This is a genomic window from Ruminiclostridium cellobioparum DSM 1351 = ATCC 15832 (genome assembly GCF_000621505.1).
Lineage (GTDB): Bacteria > Bacillota > Clostridia > Acetivibrionales > DSM-1351 > Ruminiclostridium > Ruminiclostridium cellobioparum.
Genome location: NZ_JHYD01000034.1, coordinates 18,919 through 37,265, shown reverse-complemented (window position 1 = coordinate 37,265; position 18,347 = coordinate 18,919). Strand labels below are relative to the sequence as shown.

9 protein-coding genes are annotated in these 18,347 nt (G+C 40.7%); all 9 read left to right on the top strand.

Features of this window, described 5'->3' with window-relative positions; all coding sequences use genetic code 11:
• Window positions 1-115 precede the first annotated feature (115 nt).
• The 9 genes from T344_RS0113805 to T344_RS29785 all read left to right on the top strand — a co-directional run bounded on the left by T344_RS0113805 (window position 116) and on the right by T344_RS29785 (window position 18,176).
• Window positions 116-3,196, top strand: coding sequence for an alpha-mannosidase (locus T344_RS0113805; RefSeq protein ID WP_027629198.1), 3,081 nt, complete (start codon window positions 116-118; stop codon window positions 3,194-3,196).
• A 334-nt stretch (window positions 3,197-3,530) separates the two neighbouring features.
• Entirely contained in the window at window positions 3,531-3,779 is a 249-nt protein-coding gene (gene spoIIID, locus T344_RS0113795; RefSeq protein ID WP_004631103.1) for a sporulation transcriptional regulator SpoIIID, read from the top strand.
• Between the two features lie 492 nt (window positions 3,780-4,271).
• Complete coding sequence (locus T344_RS0113790; RefSeq protein ID WP_027629197.1) at window positions 4,272-5,150, top strand: carbohydrate ABC transporter permease; 879 nt, start codon at window positions 4,272-4,274, stop codon at window positions 5,148-5,150.
• Window positions 5,150-5,980 (top strand): carbohydrate ABC transporter permease, encoded by an 831-nt coding sequence (locus tag T344_RS0113785; RefSeq protein ID WP_027629196.1) that lies wholly within the window; start codon window positions 5,150-5,152, stop codon window positions 5,978-5,980. Before T344_RS0113790 ends, T344_RS0113785 begins: the two co-directional genes overlap by 1 nt.
• Before the next feature lie 261 nt (window positions 5,981-6,241).
• Window positions 6,242-8,074 (top strand): sensor histidine kinase, encoded by a 1,833-nt coding sequence (locus tag T344_RS28265; protein WP_034861523.1) that lies wholly within the window; start codon window positions 6,242-6,244, stop codon window positions 8,072-8,074.
• Window positions 8,075-8,151: 77 nt separating this feature from the next.
• Window positions 8,152-9,759, top strand: coding sequence for a response regulator transcription factor (locus T344_RS0113775; RefSeq protein WP_027629195.1), 1,608 nt, complete (start codon window positions 8,152-8,154; stop codon window positions 9,757-9,759).
• A 157-nt stretch (window positions 9,760-9,916) separates the two neighbouring features.
• On the top strand, window positions 9,917-11,233 hold the full coding sequence (locus T344_RS0113770; protein WP_027629194.1) for an ABC transporter substrate-binding protein: 1,317 nt from the start codon (window positions 9,917-9,919) through the stop codon (window positions 11,231-11,233).
• 112 nt (window positions 11,234-11,345) lie between these two features.
• On the top strand, window positions 11,346-13,034 hold the full coding sequence (locus T344_RS0113765; RefSeq protein ID WP_027629193.1) for a glycoside hydrolase family 13 protein: 1,689 nt from the start codon (window positions 11,346-11,348) through the stop codon (window positions 13,032-13,034).
• 165 nt (window positions 13,035-13,199) lie between these two features.
• Window positions 13,200-18,176 carry a chitobiase/beta-hexosaminidase C-terminal domain-containing protein gene (locus tag T344_RS29785; RefSeq protein ID WP_051571864.1) on the top strand — a complete coding sequence of 1,659 codons (4,977 nt, stop codon included), beginning with the start codon at window positions 13,200-13,202 and terminating at the stop codon, window positions 18,174-18,176.
• Window positions 18,177-18,347: the final 171 nt, after the last annotated feature.

Genomic DNA, 18,347 nt, shown 5'->3' with positions numbered 1-18,347 from the left:
AACAATGAATTATAAATATTAAATTTTGAGATATTTAATAAAATTTTGACATGACTTAATGTCTTATATTTTTTAAGATTGTTATAAAGATAATTTTTTATTTATGGAGGTCAATATGCCATATTATTTTAAAAACATGAAAGACAGATTGCCCGGAGTACTCGAACAAATAAAGTCGGCAATGTATAAAAGGATTTCAGAACTTGACATTTCGGTCTGGATCACGCCGGAGCCCGTGACCTTTGAGGATAGAATGTCGGGTGTAAAAAAGGATGTTGCCATCGGCCAAAGTTGGGGAAATTTATGGGATTGCGGCTGGTTTCATTTCACAGGGGCCGTACCCGATGCGTCTGAAACAGGAGCCAATGATGAGGAAATTATTTTACTCATTGACATTAATGGAGAGCTTTGTGTAGTGGACAATGCCGGAAATCCGGTAAGAGGCCTAACAAATTTCTCCTCGGAATTTGATTATTCACTGGGAAGGCCGGGAAAAATAGTTTACCGGTTTGACAGGCCTTTAAAAGCAGGTGACAAAGTAGAGATCTGGGCCGATGCAGGCTGTAATGATCTCTTTGGAAAATATCAGGACAGCGGGACTGTAAAAGATGCCTATATTGCTGTTGCCAATAAGGAAATGGAGCAGCTTTATTACGACTTTGAGGTACTGCTGGATTTATTGCAGCAGCTGCCAGAAGATAAGGCCAGATACCATGGCATTCTGCGAGCCCTGAATGAAGCGGCAAATATTTTAACGAAGTATGACAATGCAGAAGCAAAAAGGGCCAGAGCAATCCTGGCCGCTGAACTCAATAAAAAAGGCGGAGATCCTTCCCTTAGGATTAATGCAATAGGGCACGCCCACATTGATCTGGCATGGCTGTGGCCCATCCGCGAAACCATTCGCAAGGGTGCCAGAACTTTTTCTACTGCCTTGAGAAATATGGAACGTTTTCCGGAATATATCTTCGGAGCCAGTCAGGCACAGCTGTATCAATGGGTCAAGGAATATTATCCTGCGCTCTATGAAGAGGTAAAACAGCGTATCAGAGAGGGTCGCTGGGAGGTCCAGGGCGCCATGTGGGTGGAGGCAGATACAAATGTATCGGGAGGAGAAGCCTTGATAAGACAGGTACTTCACGGAAAGCGTTTCTTTCAGCAGGAATTCGGACAGGATATCAGAAATCTGTGGCTGCCCGATGTTTTCGGATATTCTGCTGCGCTGCCTCAAATACTGAAAAAATCCGGCGTGGATTATTTTATGACAATCAAGCTTTCCTGGAGCAAGTTCAACAAGCATCCTCATCATACCTTCTGGTGGGAGGGCCTTGACGGCAGCCGGATTCTGGCGCATATGCCGCCCGAAGGAACCTATAACAGCTCTGCCGCACCAAGAGCTGTCGCTTTCTCCGAACAGGAATTCCTGGACAAGGGTGTTTCGGATGAATGCCTTCTGCTGTTCGGGATAGGAGATGGCGGCGGAGGGCCGGGAGAGGAGCATCTGGAGAGGCTGAAGAGGGAACGGGATCTGAACGGTCTGGCTCCGGTAACCCAGGGAACCGCACAGGGATTTTTCGACAGGCTTGAAGAAGCATCTCCTATGCTAAAGACCTGGCGCGGAGAGCTATATCTTGAATACCACCAGGGCACTTATACCACCCAGAGCAGGAACAAAAGATACAACAGGAAACTTGAGCTGGCGCTGCGTGAACTGGAATTTGCTTCGGTGCTGTTCATGGTAAAGCAGGAAGGCCGTGAAATAACCGGGGAAGTTTACCCCGCAGAGCTCCTGGATAAAACCTGGAAGGAGATGCTTTTATATCAGTTCCATGATATTCTGCCTGGATCCTCCATAGGCAGGGTTTATAAGGAATCTCTGGAGAGGTATGCCTCAATGCTCGGCCAGGTAGAAGCTGAGACCGGGAAAAGGTATCTGTCACTGTGCACAGGAGAGGCATCCGGTGAGCACGCCGGTACTAATTCCGGAGATACAGGGCATGTGCAGGTATTCAATTCGTTATCCTGGGAACGGGAGGAATGGATTTCCCATGAAGGAAACTGGTGCAAGGCAAAGGTGCCTCCCATGGGATATGCGGTTGTACCGTTAAACGCAGGGAATGGAAATACTGCCGGAGAAGCTGCCGGGGCGTATTCGGGAGGACAGCTGCTCAGTACGGGTGATGTGATGGAAAATGATATCTTCTCAATTGTTTTTTCGGAGAACGGATTTATAAAATCAATATACGATAAAGCCGAAAAGCGTCACATTATACCTGAAGGGGCTGTGGCCAACGGGTTGGCGCTATACGAAGATAAGGGCGATGCCTGGGATTTCCCCGTATATTATGATGAAAAACCCGGTGAGCTGCTGACACTTATAGACAGCAGCGTTTATACCGACGGTCCGCAGATCATAAGAGAAAGCAGCTTCAGGACACCATCGGGACAATCCATCCTCGAGCAGAAAGTTGTATTGACATTGGGCAAAAGGCAGATTGATTTCATAACAGCTGTGGACTGGAATGAGAATTCCAAAATGCTCAGGACATCCTTCCCGGTAAATGTTTATGCACAAGAGGCCACCTGTGAGATACAATTTGGAAATATAAAGCGCCCCACACACAGGAATACTTCCTGGGACATGGCAAAATATGAGGTCTATGCCCACAAGTGGGTGGACATCTCACAGGGTGACTACGGCGTTGCACTCTTGAATGACTGTAAGTACGGACATAAAGTTCTGGACAACATACTGGATCTGAATTTGCTGAGGAGCACCAGTTTTCCCGGCACCGGAGCAGACCTGGGCCGGCAGGTGTTTACCTATTCCCTGTTCCCGCACAAGGGAGACTATATACGGGGCGGTGTTGTCAAAGCCGGTTACGAACTGAATGTACCGCTTAAAACAATTTCTGCAAACCCTGCTGTAAAATCTGCATCACTTCTTACGGTGGAGGCCGGGAATATAATTGTGGAATCGGTCAAAAAATGTGAGGACAGTGATGATTTAATAATAAGAATGTATGAATGCCATGGTACCGGTATAAGTACAAAGGTTAACTTTGGATTTAAAACAAGGGATATCAGGCTTGTAGACCTGATGGAGAAGGAAACGGACCAGGAAAGCCTTGATAGTGATACCGGAATTCTGACCTTCAAACCTTTTGAAATACAAACACTGAAAGTATCGGTTTAAAATAACAGAAATTTTATAAAAAAATATAAATAAATGTTCCTCAATTTCGTTAAAACGCACTTCAGGAGAGAAAATTTTTCCCAGCCGAAAAATTTTCTCTTGAACTTATGCGTTATAATCATAAGACTACCCCTTAAGGCATATATATACACTGTAGACGTTGCCTGTGTAGCTTTAGAAGTCAATTACAGCAAAATCGCATTGCTGACCGGGCTTGTTGTAATTGACTTTGCCTACTTTGCACACTGGAATGACGGATAATGAACCAATCCCTGAAAAGCAGGTGTTATTATCTGATCATTCCCAGAATTGCCTTATCAAAGGGGGGTATAGGTTGAAGGAATATATAGAAGAACGAGTTTTGGAGCTCGCGAATTATATTATCGAGAAAAAGACAACAGTACGATTTGCTGCTAAAAAGTTTGGGATCAGCAAGAGCACAGTACACAAAGATGTTACTGAAAGACTAGAGAAAATAAATCCAACACTTATGAACGATGTCAGGGTCATTCTCGAGGAGAATAAGGCAGAGCGGCATATACGGGGCGGAGAAGCAACAAAGGCAAAATATCAGGGTAAGTAATTTTATATAGATGAAGTTTACACTGAAAAAGAAAATTTACATAGAGGACAAAGTTTAAAAGCCGGGAGCCAAAAGCTCCTGGCTTTTTGAGCGTACGCACCAGAAAACTCCAAACAGTAAATTCCTATACACAGGGTTTGAAAAGGGGAATCCCCTTTCCGCAGTAAAAAGTGTACACTTTTTTACCTATACCATGTTACGAATATACATTCTCCATATCTCATCCATATTGGATAATAAATATAAATCAACGTGTTGCTAATTGAAATTGTGTTTTGCTTTACAGATAGATTTATTGAAATCAACTGGTAACGCGAGGACAACTTCATGAAATAAGATGCACAGTTAAAAAGAATTGCGATAAATTGTTTTTGGTGCGCCCTATTTCATGAAGTTAGTACGGAAGTTACCAGTTGATATAAAAAATTACACAGGTAAAGCAAATATGAAATAACCGGCACAACGAGTTAAATTAAGAAAGTGGAGGTACGTATGTTTAAAAAAGGCATAGGTAAATTTGAGTATCTTATATATGTATTACCGGTGGTGGTTCTTATTTCATTTGTAGTATATATTCCTTTTGTTATGAGTATGGCTTATTCGTTTACTGAATGGAACGGTATTAGCAAAGCAGCCAGGTTTGTCGGAATAGAAAACTTTAAATTAATATTTACCGAAGACGCTGCATTTAAATCCTCAGCTGTATTTACCATAAAGTTCTCGGTATTGTTTATCCTTATAATTAACGTTCTGGCTGTATTGATAGCTGTGATGCTTGACAAGAAGCTGCATAGCACAAACATTCTCCGTGCGGGATTTTTTATTCCCTATATTTTAAGCCTGGTAATTGTAGGCTTCATATGGAGATTTATATTTATTCAAGGCTTCCAGAGTCTTGGAGAAATTACCAATTGGGACATGTTTTCATGGAGTTGGCTTGGTAACGCAAAGCTGGCCTTTTGGTCGATATTATTCGTTTCCATATGGCAGTCTATAGGGTTCTATATTGTTATATATATTGCAGGTCTGCAGTCTATTCCCTATGAACTGATTGAGGCGGCAATTGTTGACGGGGCAGGCAGCGTAAGGAGGTTTTTCAGTGTAACTATTCCTCTTTTAATGCCTTCTATAACTTCATGCGTATTTTTGGCATTGACAAATTCCATCAAGGTATTTGATGTTATTGTTTCATTGACCAATGGCGGACCTGGAGGAGCTACTACAAGTATTACATATGATATTTATAAAGAAGCCTTTCAGAATAACACCTATGGCTATGGAACCGCAAAAGCACTTGTTCTCTTTGTAGCCATACTGGTTATAACGCTTGTACAGGTTACATTCTTCAAGAGCAGGGAGGTTGAAATATAATGAATAAAAGTAAAAAAAGCTTGATAGTTATGGAATTGGTTCTGCTGGCGGCTGTAATATTATTTTTATACCCTATATTTTTGGTATTGCTGAATTCTTTGAAGAGTTTTAAAGAAGTGATGACAGACGTTACAGCATTTCCTGCAATTCTGCATTTTGAAAATTATTTTTACGTTTGGAATAATATCAACTACCCTAAATTGTTCTTGAACAATACTATAGTGACCGGTTTGGCCATTTTAGGAATAATCCTTTTCAGCTCCCTCGCAGGATTTATGCTGTCCAGAACAAAGACCAGATTGAGCTGGGTGATATATATTTTTTGTATTTCGCCAATGCTGATTCCTTTTCAAACAATTATGATTACTTTGATAAAGTTTTTAAATATTATTAAATTACCAAATAATATCTGGGGATTAGGTACACTATACTGGGGTTTTGCGGCACCTACCGCAATATTTATGTACCATGGTTTTGTTAAAAGCATTCCGAGAGAAATTGATGAAAGTGCCCTAGTTGACGGAGCATCAACACTAAGGATGTTTTATTCCATAATATTTCCATTACTGAAGCCTATTACAAGTACAATTATTATTATAGACGTAATGTGGGTATGGAATGACTTCCTTTTGCCGCTGATATTCCTTAACGGGACAAAGGAGTCAAAAACCCTGACACTTGCTGCATATACCTTTATTGGACAGTATGTAACCGATTGGCAGTATACCATGACGGCTATTGTTCTTGCTGTGATACCATCAATTTTATTCTTTATATTAATGCAGAAAAATATTGTTAAAGGTGTTACAGCCGGTGCAGTCAAGGGATAGGCAACTTTTGACCGCTTCTGACTTCAATGGCAGAATACCATACGGATAGATATTAAAGTTGAATAATTTGTCGAAATATCATATTATTTAAGGGGAAATATGTAGAATGATGTTTATTTTTATAGAGTCGTACGGTTAAAAAATAAAGGTTTCAACCGTAGTTTTAACTGCAATGACTCTACCCTCTATTAACAATGTACAATACATTGTCAATAGAGGGTAGTATTTTGTCAGTGTTGACAAAGAGGGATGTAAACTAATATGAAAAATATAGTTTATATAGTATTGAATAAAATAAAATGCTTGTTTTTCAAAAAGCTTGCCAACAAGCTGGTACTTCTTTTTTCTGCAATAATTATACTTACAATAATTTCATTGACTTTTGTTTCCTATAAAATAATAGAAAAAGAATCGGTTAAGAATATCATTGATGGAAACAGAGACAATCTAACATTGATTAACAAGAATATTGAAAGCTATTTCAATGATATTAACCAGGTGTCCCTGCCGAATATAAAGTATGACAATATTATGAATGCCCTGTTGGGGGTAACGGATGAATTATCGGCAGAAGTCTATTTGGAAGACTATATCAGAAGTATGTTTTATTCCCGTAATGATTTTGAAGGTATCTGCCTGTATATAGTTGAGCAGAATTGTTATTATTACATAACGAGAGGGGACGGAATGGTTTTAAAGGTCAGAAAAGCCTATAATACTGATGTTCCCAACGAAGACTGGTATATCAGGACTATAAAAAGCAAGAACAATGTTTATATTGAATCTCTTTTTTTGGCAAAAAAAAGAACCTATTCGATTAATCAGGAAAAATGTTTTTTTGCATATCATAGAGCAATTAAAAATATTGTAGACAAAAAGCCATATGCCGTATTATCCTTCTTTTGCAATTACAGTACATGGAATGAAATAATAAGGAATACTTCTCTTACAGACGGGGAGCAGCTTATATTCATGGGCGAAGATGGCAGTACCTTCTATTCCAACAATAAAGACAACTATAAATACTTTAACCGGCCGGATTTTAAAGCCAGACTTCAAAAACAGGGTACAAATATGTTTGACTGGAAAAGTGAGGATAAGAGTTACCTGACCATTTACAACGCTTCGGACAGCATGAAATTCAGGCTGGTTAAACTCATTCCATATAAGAAAATATACAGTGCGGCACAGACTAACAGGTCATTGGGAACATTTGTAGGCTGTATAATTCTGGTTATCTCGGTTATATTGGTTGTCCTGTCAGCCAATGCAATAACCAAGCCGGTTAAAAAGCTTACTAAAAAAATGCATAGCTTCAGCGAGGGCAGATTTGACCTGGAGGCAAAGGTTGAAGGCAATGATGAAATAGCGGAACTGACAATACAATTCAATCTTATGGTAGCCAAAATTAATGATTTAATTAATGAGGAATACAAAACGAAGCTTGAAGAAAAGAATGCTATTTTGAAAGCATTGGAAGCAGAACTCAATCCTCATTTTTTATACAATGCGCTGCAGGCCATATCAACCACTGCTTTAAAAATAGAAGCCTTTCATATAAGCGATATGGTAGATGCTCTTGCTTCAACTTTCAGATATACCATAAACGGAAAAAACCTTGTCAGACTTGAAAATGAAATTAAATATATAGATGATTATCTTATTATTCAAAAGGCCAGATTCGGAAACAGGCTAACGGTAACCTATGAAATGGATGATAATGTATTGGATGTTCTCATACCAAAGATATCCATACAAATTCTTGTTGAAAATTCCATAAAGCACGTGCTGGAAAAAAGCTTTACATCAGTGGCTATAATAATTAAAGCATATCTGGAAGGTAATGATATACTGATTTCGGTCAGTGACAATGGACCGGGAATATCGCCCGAAAGATTTAAGCAAATCAGATTCTATATGGACAGTGAAAATGGGCAGAATGAGAATAAAGCAATCGGTTTAAAAAATCTTGATACCCGGCTGCACCTGCTATATAAGGGAAAGTCCAGCTTGTATATCGAATCTGACGGTACGGGAACTACGATAAGCTTTATTATACCGGACGGTGGGAATAAGGTTGAGAAATATAATTAAAATATTGTATCAAGGAGGTACCGAGCCCGTGCCATTTCTGTCATGAAGATTGAAAAATGCCGGGCAAGGGCATTAGTATGTATAAAGTTTTAATTATTGATGATGAAGAACCGGCAAGAGAAGCAATAAAGATTTTGGCTGACTGGAATAGTGTAAATATTTATGAGGTTTTTGAGGCATGGGATGGAAAAAATGGAGTAAGACTTATAGAAGAAAAAAGGCCGGATATTATTTTGGTTGATATGAAAATGCCGGGAATGGATGGTATGGATTTACTCCGTATGGTTCAGAGCCGGTATCCTGACCTGGCTGTAATTGTCATCAGCGGCTATGACAATTACGAATATACACGTCAGGCTCTACACTCCAAAGTTATCGATTATCTGTTAAAGCCCATTAAAAGAAATGAGCTCAACGGTGCACTGGCAAAAGCTGTTGATGTTATTTCAAATAAAAGAAAAACGCAGAGTCAGTATATAGATAAAAATATCCTGCTTAACCTATCCCTGCCCAGTTTAAAGGAAAAGGTCTATCTTACTGCCATTGAAGGCAGCATCAGCCGGCAGATGAGTGAAATATACAAGGAAATCATAGATGACGGAAACAGAAAAAAATATTATTCCATAGTGATTTTCAGAATAATGAATTATGAGGAAGTCAGTGAGAAGTACTTCGGAGATACCGGACTTGCGCAGTTTGCTGTTTCAAATGCCATTAATGAGCTGTTTAATGATGAGGTTGAATGTTTCAATCTGATAAATCCCAAGGCTGAAAATGAGATGATAGCAATAATTTCCATAGAAAATAACTGTAATGAAAAACTGAGCAGCAATTATCTTCATTTGATACAAAAGTCCAGGAAAAAGCTTAAGGAATTATTTGAATTAGTAATTATAGCAGGTGTCGGCGGCTTTTTTGAAGGAATAGATTCATTAAAGGAATCGTTTTTAGAGGCAGAAAAAAGTATAAACGGTTTCAATATTTTGAATAAAATTGAAAGCGGTTCAAATGTTGTGCCGGAAAACGCGAACACAAAAAATGTATCCCTGCTGGGGAAAAAGGATCTTATTTTTAACGCAATTGAAGGCGGAAGCCTGTCATATACCAAGGGAATAGTCAATGAACTTGCCGACAGGATAGAACAAGCCGGATATCTCAGTCTGAGAGATGCAAACAGGATATTTGATGAACTCCTGCTTTTATTAAACAATTTTTCAATGGTCAAGGGGTTTGAAGCAAACGAACTCTTATCCTACTTTCAAAACCTTTCAAAAACTGTCTGCAATTTTGATCAGTTTAAAAAGTATTTGCTTGATATAACAGAATTATTTTACAATCTGGCAAGGAAGCAGATCAAAAATGACAATCTCAATATTTATGAGATTAAGGAGTATATCGACAATAATTATTACCAGGACATAAAAATTTCTCTTTTTACCGACAAGTACTTTTTAAGCAGGGAGTATTTGATGAAATTATTTAAAAATGAATTTGGCTGCGGAATATACGAATATGTACTCAGGGTAAGAATGGAAAAAGCCCGGGAACTTATAGCAGATCCCAATATAAAGATTCAAAGTATAGCCCAGATGTTAGGCTACAGTGACAATAACTATTTTAGCAAGGCCTTCAGGAATTTTTTCAAAATATCTCCTTCTGACTATAGAAATACTTTAATTGGTTAATACCCTCTCAAAAACGTATTGTACATTGTCAATAGAGGGTAGAATACATTGTACACATTTTTACCACTAAAATATCACTTATATATATTTTATACATACGGATATCTCGCTAATATGTAACTATACCAAATTACATTTTATAAGGAGGAAATCAAAGATGAAAAAAATATTAAGTTTGGGTGTATGCGTGGCGGTGCTGGCCGGAATGTCCAGTGGCTGCGGCAGTTCATCCACACCTTCCGGTACATCTGAAGCTGCACAGACATCACAATCGGCTGTATCGACAGCAGCTGCGGAATCAAAGGAGGCTGAACCGGTAACAATATCTATTCTGCAAAGTCAGGCAGAATATACCGATGCATATAATGCATATGTAAGCGAGTATAAAAAGGTAGCCCCCAATGTAACTATAGATCTTCAGGTAATGCAGGCAGATTACCCCACTGTCTTAAAATCCAAAATTGCAGCCGGAACAATTCCTGACATTTTTATGACAACAGCAGGCGGAGAGTTAAAAGCTTATGCAGAATACTCGGCAGATTTGACAAATGAGCCCCTGGCGGGTGTCATGCTGGATGGAGTAAAGAAAGACATGACCTATGACGGCAAATTAATGGGAGCTCCGCTGGTAATGGATACCTTTCCCTTAATCTATAACAAGAAGTTGTTTGCGGAAGCAGGAATAACTGAATTGCCAAAAACCCTCAGCGAGTTGGATGTTGTTTGCCAGAAGCTGACTGCAAAGGGCATCACTCCATTTTCAAACGGATATAAGGAATGGTGGGTCCAGAAGCACATATTCCAGCATTTTATTGCCGGAGAAAGCTCTGATTCTGTAAAACTGGTAAATGACTTTATCGCCGGAACTACAAAGTTTGAAGAGCATCCGACCCTGATGAATTATTTTAATTTCATAGATATGACAGTAAAATATGGTACTCCAAAGCCTCTGGAAAGTGATTTCAATGCTCAGGTTGGTACTTTCGCAAATGGCAAGGCTGCAATGATCACCGGTCAGGGTCAATGGATTGAATCAGGCGTTACAAAGATAACTCCGGACTTTGACTTCGGAGTGATGTTGTATCCTGTAAGCGAGGATGCCGGCAAAGCAAATGTATGTGCAGGCTCGGCACAATGTTTAAGAGTAAATAAAGATTCAAAGGTATTAACAGATGCAAAGAATCTTCTTAACTGGTTATATACATCTGATTACGGAAAGAACTGGTTTGGCGGAGTTGCCAAGGTTATAGGACCGGTTAAGGATATTGCGGCACCTGACATGAAGCTGCCAAAGGCATTTGCTGAATTGACAAAGACTACCCCCTCGTCGGGTGCTCCTGTCAACTATTCTCTTGACAGTTTCCATCAGAAGTTTGGCGAAATAATGCAATCATACATAGAAAAAGCAAAAACAAGGGAACAGGCTATAGACGAGATACAGAAAGCATGGGTTAAATTAGGTGCAGCAAAGTAATACTCATTGGCCTTAAGGCAAAGAGAATTTTCTTTAATACATCCAGGGGTAGACTACTCTCTGGATGTATGTTTTTCTTGGAAAAGTTTTACCGGTATTGGGGGACAAAACTGTGAGTGAAAAATGGTGGAAAGAGGCAATTGTATATCAGATTTATACCAGAAGTTTTTATGATTCGAATGGCGATGGAATAGGTGATTTGAAGGGTATCATCCGCAAGCTGGATTATTTGAAATATCTGGGGATTGATGTAATATGGCTTTGTCCTGTTTATGAATCCCCAAATGATGATAATGGATATGATATTTCAAATTATTATGGAGTTATGAAGGAATTCGGAACATTGGAGGATTTGGAAACTTTATTTTCAGAAGTCCATAAAAGGGATATGAAAATTATTATGGATCTGGTAATAAATCATACCTCCGATGAGCATAAATGGTTTGTTGAATCAAGAGCAGGCATCGGCAGTGACAAGCGGGATTATTATATCTGGAGAAAGGGCAGGGACGGAAGTGAACCAAACAATTGGAAATCGTATTTTGGAGGCTCTGCATGGGAATATGACAAAACGACGGATGAATATTATCTTCATTTGTTTTCAAGGAAACAACCGGATTTAAATTGGTTGAATCCGGAGGTAAAAGAAGAAATATTTAATATGATGACCTGGTGGCTGGATAAGGGTATAGACGGATTCAGGATGGATGTCATTAATCTGCTGAGTAAACCCGAGGGTTTGAGAAACTCTGAAAGGGCTGTTTCAACAACAGAAAAATATGTTTTTGATGAGGATTTATATGCCAATCAGCCTGGAATTCATGAAATCCTGCAAGAGATGAACAAAACGGTATTGAGCAGGTATGATTGCATGACAGTTGGGGAAACAGTTAATGTTACCGCCGAGACAGGTCTTTTATATACTGATGGGTCAAGAAATGAGCTGAATATGATATTCCAGTTTGAATTAATGGGAATAGATACGGGTAAAGGCGGAAAGTGGGATGTTGTTGACTGGAAATTAACCGATTTTAAAGAAATTTTGTCAAAATGGCAGAAAGTGCTGCACGGGAAGGGGTGGAACAGCCTGTTCCTGAACAATCATGACAATCCCAGAGCAGTGTCCCGGTTTGGAGATGATGGGCTTTACAGAGAAAAATGTGCTAAAATGCTGGCCACCCTGACTCATACCCTTGAAGGCACTCCGTATATCTACCAGGGTGAGGAAATAGGTATGACAAATGCAGCCTTCAAATCAATTGATGACTACAGGGATATAGAAACCTTGAACTTCTACAGGGAAATGGTCTTTGAAAGGCAAAAAGATGAAAGGGAGATAATGCGGCTGATCCACAGAAGAGGAAGGGACAATGCACGCACTCCAATGCAGTGGGATGGCAGTAAAAATGCCGGTTTTACTTCAGCGGCTCCATGGATAAAAGTAAATTCCAACCACCGGTATATCAATGTTGAAAATGAAGTAAAGGATGAAAACTCCATTTTAAATTTTTACAGAAAGCTCATAAAACTCAGAAAGGAAAATCCGGTATTGATTTACGGCCAATACATTCCGTTGCTTGAAGACAGCAACAGAATAATTTCATATATCAGACAGTTGGAGGGTGACTGTGTGTTGATAATAATGAATTTTTCAAAGGAAACATCACAATTTGATATAAAAGCTGTTCCAAAGTATCAGGAAGCCCAATTGCTTTTGGCGAATTACGACTCATTTGATGTAAGCATGGCCGGGGACTTTGTATTAATGCCTTACGAAGCCAGAGTTTACAGACTGCAATAAAATATCACATTTTTACCTTTGAGTGTCTACAAAATTACATTAATTTTTATAAACAATAAATGTAACATTATATTTACATAATACGATCAAAATATCAGACTGCATTGTTGCACAGACAATGGTAAATCAAAGTATCAAATCAAATTGTCAAAGGAGGAAATATCTATGTTAAAAAAGAAAGGCGTTATTAAGCTGCTGGCGGTAATATTGGCCGCATGTATCCTCAGCTTAAGCCTTCCGGTCACCACAATGGCTGCTTATTCTTTTAACCAGCCGGATGTAGAAAGATGCATGGAAGCTTTCTTGAACACACATTATAGAAGCGGGGATATCTATACTTCCCATTTCTGGGAAGCCGCCTATTCCCGTGAATTGCTCTGCGCATACTATAATTTGACGGGCAAGAACAAGGATAAAATAAGCGAAACATTTTATTGGTTTGAGGATAACCACACGGCAAATAAATATGGAAATCCGCAATCATGGATAGCAAGTGAAGGTGACTGGAATGATGATTACTCATGGCAGTCGCAGTTTACAATGTCTGCATATGCCATTACCGGCGATCAGCATATGCTGGATCAGGCCAAATGGCACTTTGACTTCTTTTATAAAACAAGCGTAGATGACACCTGGGGCGGCGGAATGTGGCGTGAACGCAGTGTGCAGAATCAGAAGGATGTGCCCACCAATGGATGGGCTATTGTTGCCGCCCAGCTGGCAAAGTACTATCCTGATGAAAAGGTCACTGATGCAGACGGTGTCTCCAGAACTTATAAGGAAGCGGCTATTGACATATACAACTGGGTAAAGGCAAGTTTTATGCGCCCCGATGGAGGTATAGAAAACTCAATAACAACAGGTAAGCTTGGCTGGGATGATAATCTTTACACCTATAACGCCGGAATATTCATTGAACTTGCGTCATACCTGTATGACCTTACCAAAGATAACAGCTATATAGCAGACGCCTGCAAGGCGGCTGATTTCGCAAAAAAACGCTTCACAACGGGAGCTGACCAAATCGTAGTGTATGAAGATGATGTGGGCGGCAGCGGACTTTACATGCCGGATCCAACCAACAGCTATGAGATTGTATTCAGAGGTATTTTAATGCGCGGAATATACAAGCTCATCACCCTTGGCGGACAGACACAGTATACCGACTGGTTAACAAAAAATGCTCAGGCCGCTTATAATAACAGAAGCGGAGACGACCTCACAGCTCCCTATTGGAATACGCCATATGACGGAACAACTGTAAGACCGACGGCAAATGCCACAGGACTTACTCTTATGTGCTACAGCCTGTTGGCATCACAGCCCGGGTATTTATCCGGAAAAGTTGAGGCTGAAAGCGGTGTTAAATATGGAACTGCATATAAACAGGCTGACCATGCTGCTTCAGGCGGATATGTTGCGGGAAGTATAGATCACGCAGCAACTGAAACTACCTCGGCATCCGCAATTGAGTTTAAAAACTGTGTTGCCTCGCAGAAACTGGCAATAGGTTACTGTTCGGGCTTGGACAATCCAAAGCTCAACCTGTATATAAACGGAGTATACAGTCAGGAGTTGAACTTTGATAAAACAGGAAGCTGGGATGGCACATATGCTGAAAAAATATTCGATGTAAGTATTCCGGAGGGTGCAAGCATTAAAATCCAGTATGATGATGGATGTGCCGCCGCAAATATTGACTATATAAGGTTTATATCAGATGCGGAAGCAGATAAATCAATTCTTGCAGAAACCATAAACAGTGCAATGAGTCTTTCACAAAACGATTATACGCCCGAAACCTGGGATTTACTGCAACCGGCCATAGATGCCGCACTTGAGGTTTATAACAGGGCAGATGCCGTACAAGCTGAGGTGGATACGGCAGTCGACGCTCTTAAAGCAGTAGTGGACAGCCTGGTAACTGTTCGGTATTTCGGAAAAGTGGAAGCCGAAAAAGGCAAAAAGTATGGAACTGCATACAGTCAGGCAGACTCCGGGGCATCCGGAGGATTTATGGTTGGAAGTATAGACCATGTTGGTTCGGCCTTTGAACTGAAAAATTGCGGTGCGGCAACCAGGCTGATAGTAGCTTATGCATCCGGCCTGGACAATCCCAAGCTCAGTTTTTATATCAACGGAGTAGACAGTCAGGATCTGACCTTTACCAAAACCGGAGGATGGGGCGGCAGCTTTGCACAAAAGACCTTTGACGTAGTAATTCCAGAAGGTGCAACTATAAAATTCCAGTACGATTCAGGAGATGTTGCCGCAAACATAGATTACATCGGTTTAACAAATACTGATATTTCAGCACTTACACAGAAGATTAATGATGCGAAAGAGCTTGTTGAGCAGGATTATACCGCAGCGGCGTGGAAAACCCTGCAAGCGGCAATAACTGAGGCCGCCGGTGTTGCCGCAGCAATTCCTACCCAGGAAGAGGCAGATTTGGCATTAAGCAATTTACAGGCTGTGATAGATGGATTGCAGCTGTATCCCGGATATTATTCAGGAAAAATAGAAGCAGAAATAGGAAAGATGTACGGAACAGCATATAAACAGGCAGATTCGTATGCATCAGGCGGATTTATAGCCGGAAGCATAGACCATGTGGGAGCGGCATTCGAACTTATAAAATGTGCACCGACAAACAATATAATAATAGGGTATGCATCCGGTAAAAGCAATCCGAAGCTTAGCCTTTATATCAACGGAGTTGACAGTCAGGATGTGACCTTCACGAATACAGGAGGCTGGAACGGCGCAGGCAAATACGCTGAAAAAACCCTTAATGTTGATATCCCTGCCGGGGCAAGCATCAAGTTACAATACGATTCGGGTGATGTTGCCGCCAACATAGATTACATAATTATTCCGGCAGATAAGACAGGGCTAATACACAAAATCAGTGAAGTGCAAGCTCTGACAGAAGAAGATTATACCCCTGAATCCTGGTCCTTATTGCAAACTGCATTAAATGCAGCGGTAAGTGTCAGTGACAACAAGGGTTCAACACAGGAAGAAGTAACTGCGGCCCTTAATAACCTGAATGCCGCAATAAACGGTTTGCAGGTCAGGCCACTGCAGGTCCAGGCACCGGCAGCTTCACCTGTGGGAGGAATTTATACTTCGGCACAGACAGTAACGCTGTCAAGTGCCACAGACGGCGCAAGTATTTACTATACTGCGGATGGCAGTGAACCGACCACAGCAAGTGAGTTATATACCGGTCCCATAACTGTTGCTACCAGCAGGGTAATTAAAGCAATTGCCGTTAAGGAAGGTATGGAAGACAGTGAGGTGGCTGTTTACAGTTATACTATTGATATACCGCAGATCGGGCAGGTTCAAATACCTATAGCGTCACCTGCCGGAGGAACTTACACTTCTGCACAGACAGTGACACTCTCAAGCACCACAAGCGGCGCAAGTATATACTTTACTGCGGATGGCAGTGAGCCGACCATGGCAAGTGAGTTATATACCGGTCCGATAACTGTTGATACCAGCAGGGTAATTAAGGCAATTGCTGTTAAGGAAGGCATGGAGGACAGTGAGGTAGCTGTTTACAGCTATACAATTGATGTACCGCAGATCGGGCGGGTTCAAATACCGGCAGCGTCACCTGCCGGAGGAACTTACACTTCAGCACAGACAGTGACGCTCTCAAGTGCCACAAGCGGCGCAAATATTTACTATACTGCGGATGGCAGTGAACCAACAACAGCAAGTGCAATATATATTAATCCGATAGCCGTTAACGCAAGCACGGTAATTAAAGCAATTGCTGTTAAAGAAGGCATGGATAACAGTGAAGTTGCAACCTTCAGCTATACTATAAACACAAGCTCCGGAGGCGGAAGTACTCCAGGCGGCGGCCAAACCGGTGGAGGAAGTACTTCGGGTGGAAGTACTCCAGGCGGGCAGAACGGTGGAGGAAGCACCGTTCAGGAGACAATTATTACAGTTACACCTGAGGGCAATGCAAGGATTGAAAACACTTCCAAAGTTGTAAACGGTGCCGTAGTGAATGAAATATCGGAGAGTGATTTGGACAGGGCTTTACAAAAGGCTGTCAAGGCCCCTGACGGTACAAAAACCGTAATTGTCGAAATGAAAAAGGAGCCCAATGCCTTAAAGTATGTACAAAAGCTCCCTGTAAGCAAGGTTGCATCTGCAAAGTCTGAAAGCAATATAAAAATAATGACTCCTGTTGCTGAATTGACTGTTCCGTCAAATATGATAAAAAAGGCGGATGCAAAGGATTCAAAGGTTGTAGAAATTATATTTGAACCTGTAAACAATAATCAACTGGATAAAAAAATACGGGATATCATAGGTAACAGGCCGGTAATAAACCTATATATGGCTATAGACGGCAAAAATATCGAATGGAACAATCCTCTGGCTCCTGTAAAGGTGTCCATGGAATATACACCGGCTGCCAGGGAATTGGAAAATCCGGACAAAATAGTCGTTTATTACATTGACGGAAATAATAATATCAATACTGTGCCCAATGCAAGGTATGATACCGGAACAGGCAAAATCACATTTACAACCACTCATTTCAGCAAATATGCGGTCGGGTACTCTGATAAGACCTTTAGCGATGTATCCCGCGACAAATGGTACAGTGCTGCCATTGCCGCTCTTGCTGCAAAAGGTATTGCAGAAGGAACATCAGAGGAAGAGTTTTCACCGAATCTGGCAATATCAAGGGAGGAAAGCGTCGCATGGCTGGTAAGGGCTTTTGGTCTGAACACCGAGGCAAACGGCAGGTTCGATGATACAAGCGATAGCAGGTACCTGGAAGAAATAAACATAGCAAAAGCCCTCGGAATAACCAATGGAGTAGGTGATAACAGGTTTGCGCCCGAGAAAAGCATTACCAGGCAGGATTTAATGAAAATGATTGTTAAGGCAATGGAGATTGCCGATAAAGGTCTGGAAAAGGGAACAAAGGAAGATATCGCAAAGTTTAGGGATGCTTCGGAAGTTTCGGGCTATGCGCTGGACAGTGTTGCTGCATTAGTCAAAAGTGGAATAATTGTAGGCTCGGGCAGTAATATCAATCCAAAACAAAACATTACCAGAGCCGAAACCGCAGCCATACTATATAAAATATACAATAAGTAATCATGTAACAGCTAATAACAGAATTATATGAAAGAAAGGCCCGGTTCCAACTAACTAACATTGGAATTGGGCCTTTTAACAGGAAGGTCACCGTATGCTATGAAAAGCCGGAAGCGCAAAGCAGCCGGCTTTTTCAGGCAAGTTTACCAGTACAAAAGATAATTTATGCAC